The 6,318-nt window shown below is 33.7% G+C and carries 7 protein-coding genes and 1 rRNA gene; 1 reads left to right on the top strand and 7 read right to left on the bottom strand.

The window, feature by feature from the left end:
- Nucleotides 1–109, top strand: a 5S ribosomal RNA gene (gene rrf, locus CQZ94_RS29845); the annotation flags it as partial.
- A gap of 58 nt (nucleotides 110–167) precedes the next feature.
- Here rrf and CQZ94_RS29840 read toward each other — a convergent pair.
- The 7 genes from CQZ94_RS29840 to CQZ94_RS29805 form a co-directional block, all read right to left on the bottom strand.
- A complete protein-coding gene (locus tag CQZ94_RS29840; RefSeq protein ID WP_105588327.1) occupies nucleotides 168–626 on the bottom strand; it encodes an ASCH domain-containing protein in 459 nt (152 codons plus the stop codon).
- 280 nt (nucleotides 627–906) lie between these two features.
- Nucleotides 907–1,197, bottom strand: coding sequence for a hypothetical protein (locus CQZ94_RS29835; protein WP_258166088.1), 291 nt, complete (start codon nucleotides 1,195–1,197; stop codon nucleotides 907–909).
- A 445-nt stretch (nucleotides 1,198–1,642) separates the two neighbouring features.
- Entirely contained in the window at nucleotides 1,643–2,440 is a 798-nt protein-coding gene (gene uppP, locus CQZ94_RS29825; RefSeq protein ID WP_105588326.1) for an undecaprenyl-diphosphate phosphatase UppP, read from the bottom strand.
- Nucleotides 2,441–2,457: 17 nt separating this feature from the next.
- Complete coding sequence (locus tag CQZ94_RS29820; RefSeq protein ID WP_142395970.1) at nucleotides 2,458–3,195, bottom strand: ABC transporter permease; 738 nt, start codon at nucleotides 3,193–3,195, stop codon at nucleotides 2,458–2,460.
- Nucleotides 3,188–4,117, bottom strand: coding sequence for an ABC transporter ATP-binding protein (locus tag CQZ94_RS29815; RefSeq protein WP_105588324.1), 930 nt, complete (start codon nucleotides 4,115–4,117; stop codon nucleotides 3,188–3,190). Before CQZ94_RS29815 ends, CQZ94_RS29820 begins: the two co-directional genes overlap by 8 nt.
- A 68-nt stretch (nucleotides 4,118–4,185) precedes the next feature.
- Nucleotides 4,186–5,199, bottom strand: a complete 1,014-nt coding sequence (locus CQZ94_RS29810) for a sensor histidine kinase (RefSeq protein WP_142395969.1) — start codon at nucleotides 5,197–5,199, stop codon at nucleotides 4,186–4,188.
- On the bottom strand, nucleotides 5,189–5,902 hold the full coding sequence (locus CQZ94_RS29805; RefSeq protein WP_105588322.1) for a response regulator transcription factor: 714 nt from the start codon (nucleotides 5,900–5,902) through the stop codon (nucleotides 5,189–5,191). The genes CQZ94_RS29810 and CQZ94_RS29805 overlap by 11 nt, the downstream gene beginning before the upstream one ends.
- Nucleotides 5,903–6,318 lie beyond the last annotated feature (416 nt).

Below are 6,318 nucleotides of genomic sequence, written 5' to 3'. Positions count from 1 at the left end.
ATGATGGCAGAGAGGTCACACCCGTTCCCATACCGAACACGGAAGTTAAGCTCTCTAGCGCCGATGGTAGTTGGGACCTTGTCCCTGTGAGAGTAGGACGTCGCCAAGCAACTTTAAGACGAGTCAGAATGACTCGTCTTTTTTGTGTATAATAAAATTGTTATTTATTATATCTTCACTTTGTTTTTTACATCGATAAGCTCAAAACGTTCACAAACAAGCAGCATATCTTCAGAAAAACTAAGGCCAAGTTCATTCAGTTCCTTCGTAAGGAACTGAACATGGGTGTCTCTCCAGTAATTATAAGTGCTATCGCCTTCACCTTCAGCGATAGCGAATTCTTCAGTTACTTCATTCATTGGTGTTACAGTTACTTCTATTGTTTTAATAATTGCTACTGGTTCATCCTGGCTATTGAGTATAATACTATAATCATTAGTTGTCGGTAGCGGTTCGTTTTCCAATTCATAAAAAATATATCCAGAACATGTTGCAGTTTTTATGCCATCAATTACTAATTGAGCGAGATAATCAGGAGAATCACCGAATTGCCAAGCAGTAACAGATCTTGGTTTTTCGTTCTTTCCCCAATAAGTATCCCAATAGGTTTGTGCTAATGGATTCATTTGTATTGTTACCTCACTTTAGTTAAATTTAATTCTATTTAACCCGCTATTATACCCCCATATTAATAGACTGGATGCTTAGTTTCCGAATTGTTTCGCATAATTGATTCCATTTAGGAAAGTTCTCTAATAAATGTGCAAACTGCTTTTGTAAATAGTGTTCAGCCTCTTTACAGGCTTTACTCGTTTCTTCTAATAGTTGATAAAGTATAGCTTCATAAAAAAGTAATTAAAGTATAACTGGCTACTTGTTGCTGTTTGAACAGTATACCTATCTTTATTAGCATGCTAATATAAGCAAGTTGGAGGGGAGAACGAGTTCATTGGGAATGAATTCAGTTAGTTCATAGTTATTATGCAGTCTATTTGTAATGTGGGCTGCCCTAAAGTTAGGGTCAATACCTGATGGTGTATCGCCTACATGTACTTCTCTTCCATAAATATAGAGACAAGGAAGGAGTTTGCCAGCAGTTCCTGTATAAATATAGCGTTGGTTATCTCCATCATATAAAGGTGTTGTAAAATCATTATTAATAGCCAAACGATACTGTAATTGTTTTTTTTGCTTCAATCTTTCAAATTCGGTTAAAGCAGAGATAATTCCGCGATGCTCACCCTCTTCATCTGCATTGAATAAGAGGAGTAGGTTTCCTTCTAGTAAATGAATATATTCTGAGAAGTATAATAAAGAAGTTACTTTACTTGCCTAAATAAAAGACATAATGACGTATCATAGGATTAAGAACGTTTGTTCTGCTCTAGTGTAATCATTCATTTGTGGCAACTATTTTCTTCCTAGTATATATGTTTCTAAAACAGAAATGCTATTGCTCGTTAGGGCTGAAAGTAGAATTGTTAACCTTGCATACCGTAATGAAGTGGTTTTGTAGTAAAGAATATTCAGTTTTTTAATCTATCCTCAACTATGACATATTGAAGTGAGTAATACTAGAGAGAAAGTAAACAAAAAACCGATATTCAACTTAGAATATCGGTTTAATAATACTTATATAAAGCTATAGCAATACGGAAAGTGTAAATACAATGGCTAACAAAATACGGTAATATGCAAAAGGTTTTAAACCTATCTTTTCTAAAAGCTTCAGGAAAGTTACTACCGCTAGCATTGCTACTATAAAAGAGGTAATGAATCCTATAGCAAACATAGGAATGTCATCTGCACTTAAATACTTCCAACTTTTTAATAAGTCTAACCCTGTAGCCCCGACCATTACAGGAAGGGCAATGAGAAAAGAGAACTCAGATGCAGCTTTATAATTTACTTTCGCTAATAGCCCTCCAGAAATAGTAGAGCCAGCTCTAGAGAAGCCAGGATATACTGCTAAGCATTGAAATAATCCAATTGTTAATGCTTGACGGTATGTTAAATCATCTAGTGAAAAAGAGGTTGCCTCTACCTTTTTTACTTCTGCAAAAATCATAAGAATTGCTCCTGCTACAAGTCCAATTACGACAGTATACGGTTGAAATAAGTATGTTTTAATAACATCATGTAGTAGTAAACCAGCAACTACTGCTGGAAATACGCCAAGAAATACATGGAATGCGTTGAATTTTTTCTCTTTCCGTAGAAGAGGTTTAATATTACATAAAGAAACAAGGCGTTTATGATACAAAATAGCAATAGCTAAAATTGCTCCTAACTGTATGACAATTTCAAACGTTTTTGCTCTTTCTCCTTCAAAACCTAATAAATGTCCGACTAATATAAGATGGCCAGTAGAAGAGATAGGTAAAAATTCAGCTAATCCTTCTACAATACCGAGTATGAAGGCAATAATGGTATCGCTCATAGTTTCACTCCTATAAATTAATGAATATCTACTCTTTTAAAATAGAATAGTGTTGTAATAAATCCGAAAATAGCTGTTGCTACAATGATGATATAAGAATACTCTGGTGGATAAGTCGGTTGTAATTCGTTATTTGCTATATCTAGAGTAGCAGTCCATGGGAATAGGTCTTTATGTTTTGAATTGACGATCATAAGGTTAGTCATCGTTATAACGATTGTTAATATAATAGGTGGTACATAGGTCTTCATTACAAGAGTTAGTAGTACAATAGGTGAAGACAAGAGAAAGAGAAGTCCACCACATATTGAAAACTTTACGAGAGAGCCTAAAAGTAAGGTGATACTAAATCCAGGGAAGCTACCTATTAGCCCTAATAATAAAGTTAGCGCCCAAGCGACTAAAGTTAGCATCATTATCCAAAGAAATAGAAGGATAAATTTACTTATAATAAAGCTAATACGTGATACTGGGATAGTTAGCAAATTTTTTAATGTATCTTCCGTGTATTCACGGGTAAATAGATAAGCGATCACAACTCCATATAAGGGGAATCCTATAACTAAAGTAGTATACAAGTTAACTTCAGTGAATAATTGATGAAACAAAATGGTGGGGGTAGGCTGTTTTGTTTTTATATGTATATAAGAAGCTACAACTACTAGAAAAGGTGCGACACCTGCCCCGATAATACTAATCAAAAACATATTAGAGCGTTTTAATTTTAATAGTTCTGTATAGAGTAGATTAACCAATTGTGCCACCTCCAACTAGTTTGGTGAAATAATCTTCTAGTCTATCTTCGCTCATCATAATTTTTAATACTTCAACATCATTACGAACTAACGTTCTATTGATATGTCCTTGCTGTCCAAAGTGAGAATAAACACGAATATTTCCTTCATCATGTACCTCATAATCAAAAATTTGAAAATGATTTTCTAATAGCATCGCAGCTTTATTATCATTATTTACCTGGAATTCTATGTACTTACGATTGGCTTTACGCAGTGTATCAAGAGAAACTTCTTCTAATAACCTTCCTTCATGAATAATTCCCATACGATCGACTAGTTGTTCCACCTCAGCTAATATATGACTAGAAATGAGTATCGTTATATTTCTGTCTTGAGCTAAAGATTTAATGAGTTTTCGCATTTCTTTAATACCGATTGGATCTAGTCCGTTAGTTGGTTCATCTAGTATGAGTAGTTCAGGATAATGGAGAAGAGCACGTGCAATTCCTAAGCGTTGCTTCATTCCTAAAGAGTATTTTCCTACTAGTTTTTTTGTTTCGTGCTGCAAGCCTACAATTTCTAATGCTTCTTCAATTGCATTCCTTTTGTGAACTCCAATTATCTTTGCATTAATTAATAAATTCTCTCTTGCAGTTAAGTTTTCATAAAATCCTGGGACTTCAACGATAGAACCAATTCTTCTTAAAATGTCTTTTTGATTCCAAAGTAAATCCTCACCGAATATTTCTATATTTCCACTTGTAGGTTTTATAAGACTAAGCAGCATACGGATTGTAGTTGTTTTACCAGCGCCGTTACGCCCTATGAATCCATAAATCTCTCCTTGCTGTACATTTATATTTAGATTATCTACTGACTTTTGGGTCCCATAAACTTTAGTAAGATTTGTCGTTTTTATAATTGTATTTATAGGGGGCACCTACTTTCTATAAGTTCTTAATTACATAATAAAAAGGAAGGTTTAACTGCATATTAATCATTTCTTAACTATTTCTTAAAAGTAGTGTGTTTTGGGACGGAAAAACCAAAAGTAGTTCGTTCCCGGGGAATACTGTCAACCCATATACGCCCACCATTTTTTTCAACGAGGGCTTTAGAAATAGAAAGTCCGAGGCCACTACCACCGTAAGAAGGATTTCTTGATTGTTCGCTGCGGTACATCCGCTTAAATACGTTTTGTAAATCATGTTTTGGAATACCGGGTCCCTTGTCCCAAATAAGAAGCTCATATCCTGTATTGGTTTCTAATAGTTCGACTCCTACTATTTTCCCAGCTTTTCCGTGATGGATAGCGTTTTTTATTAGATTACCTATAATTCGTATAAGGCTAAGGTGATCTGCAATAATAGGAGAAGTAGATTCTGGTATGAGAACTTGTAGTTCAATGTTATGTTTTGATAGCTCGGGTAAAAATTCGATTAATACTTCTCTAGTAACTTCAGAAAAATCGAGTTCTTCTTCTTTTAATGGAAATTCATCAGCATCTAGCTTGGCCATATTAAAGATTTCATCGACCAGATGTTTTAAGTCATTCGATTTCTTATATAGTATTTCAAGATATTCTTGCTTTTCTACTTCAGAAGCAGCGACATCATCTTTTAAAGCATCAATATATCCAATAATAGAAGTAAGTGGTGTTCGGATATCATGTGAGATATTAGATAAAAGTTGTTTTCTAGCTTCTTGGGATTTCCTCGCTTCGATCTGACCCTTTTCTAATGCAGTTATTAATTCGTTTATTGAAAATACGATATTATTTAGTGAACGGTCGTTATTTGTGAATAGCCTCGTTTGTAAATTCCCTTTAAGTGCACGGCTTAATTTAGTAACCATCGATTCGTTGCTTTGAATAAAGTGAACTCTTGAAAAGAAAAGATATATTGTAATTATGATAAGAGCAATAAATAAAGATATTTTTACATGGTATCCCTTATCTATATTTAAAAGCCCGCAAATGATAAGTTGTAATGAAATAAGAAAGAGGATCTTATCATTTTTCAACCTTTTCACCTACAAACTTATAACCGATTCCCCATACAGTCTGAATGAATTTTGGATTGGAAGAATCGATTTCTATTTTCTTTCTAAGCTTTCTAATATGCACCATAACTGTATTATCATCTTCTATATAATTATCGTCCCATACATTCCGAAAGAGTTGTGTTTTCGTAAATACTTGCTCTGGGTTTGAAGCGAAGAATTTTAATAGTTCAAGTTCTTTTCCAGTTAAGCTGATTTCTTTTCCATTCGTATGGACTGTGTATTTTTTAAAATCGATAGTTAGTCCTTTAAATGTTAAAGCTGATTTCTCTTGTACGTTAGTGTTACTTCCAAGAACTAAAAAACGTCGCATAAGAGCTTTTACTCTTGCAACCACTTCGTGAATACTGAAAGGTTTCGTAATATAATCATCAGCACCTATGCTTAAGCCCAAAATCTTATCAACTTCGTGATCTTTAGCAGTTAGCATTAATATAGGAATGTTGGTAGTATCTCTAAGTTTTCTGCACACTTCGATACCATCTACTTTCGGCATCATAAGATCTAATATAACGAGGTTGTAGTTATTTTGGTTAAATAAGCACAACGCTTCTTCACCATTAATTGCAGTATCTACCATATATAATTCTCGCTCTAAATATCTTTTTAATAAGTCTCGAATTTCTTTATCGTCATCTGCTATAAGAATACGTATATCTTTCATATCGTCACCTGTTTCTAATAGAATGTTATTGATATTACAATTTGATAAACAAAGGGGAATAGGGAGCGGTAATAAAAAATAAAGCAACTTTCTAATTATATACTATTAATTGTTAAAATAAGGTTGCTAGTTTAGCTGAAAATAATCAATCGTATGAGTTCGGTAAGATGGGGGAAGTGAGTCCTTTGAAATAGAGAAGTACCTAAATTGAATAGTATTTAGAAGAATAGATTGGTAAAGAAAAGTAGACGATGGTTTCTATTTTAATGAAATCTTTGTAGGTCCTTATCTAGAGTTAAAAGAGTGCAAAGGTACTAAATTAAATTTATTTGTAAAAAGGTGTTGACGATTAGAGTATTGAGGTGTAATATAGGACAAGTCGCCGATAGCAACAACGCAGAAAGCGACAAAAGAAA

Source organism: Bacillus sp. MYb209, from assembly GCF_002975175.1.
In the GTDB taxonomy this organism is placed as follows: Bacteria; Bacillota; Bacilli; order Bacillales; family Bacillaceae_G; genus Bacillus_A.
Note: the sequence above shows the minus strand (reverse complement) of the source record. Positions and strands in the feature narration are given on the sequence as shown.

What these genes read in the sequence shown, in the direction of transcription:
- CQZ94_RS29840 (WP_105588327.1), bottom strand. Translation starts at nt 626, where the DNA reads ATGAATCCATTAGCACAAACCTATTGGGATACTTATTGGGGAAAGAAC.
- uppP (WP_105588326.1), bottom strand. Translation starts at nt 2,440, where the DNA reads ATGAGCGATACCATTATTGCCTTCATACTCGGTATTGTAGAAGGATTA.
- CQZ94_RS29805 (WP_105588322.1), bottom strand. Translation starts at nt 5,902, where the DNA reads ATGAAAGATATACGTATTCTTATAGCAGATGACGATAAAGAAATTCGA.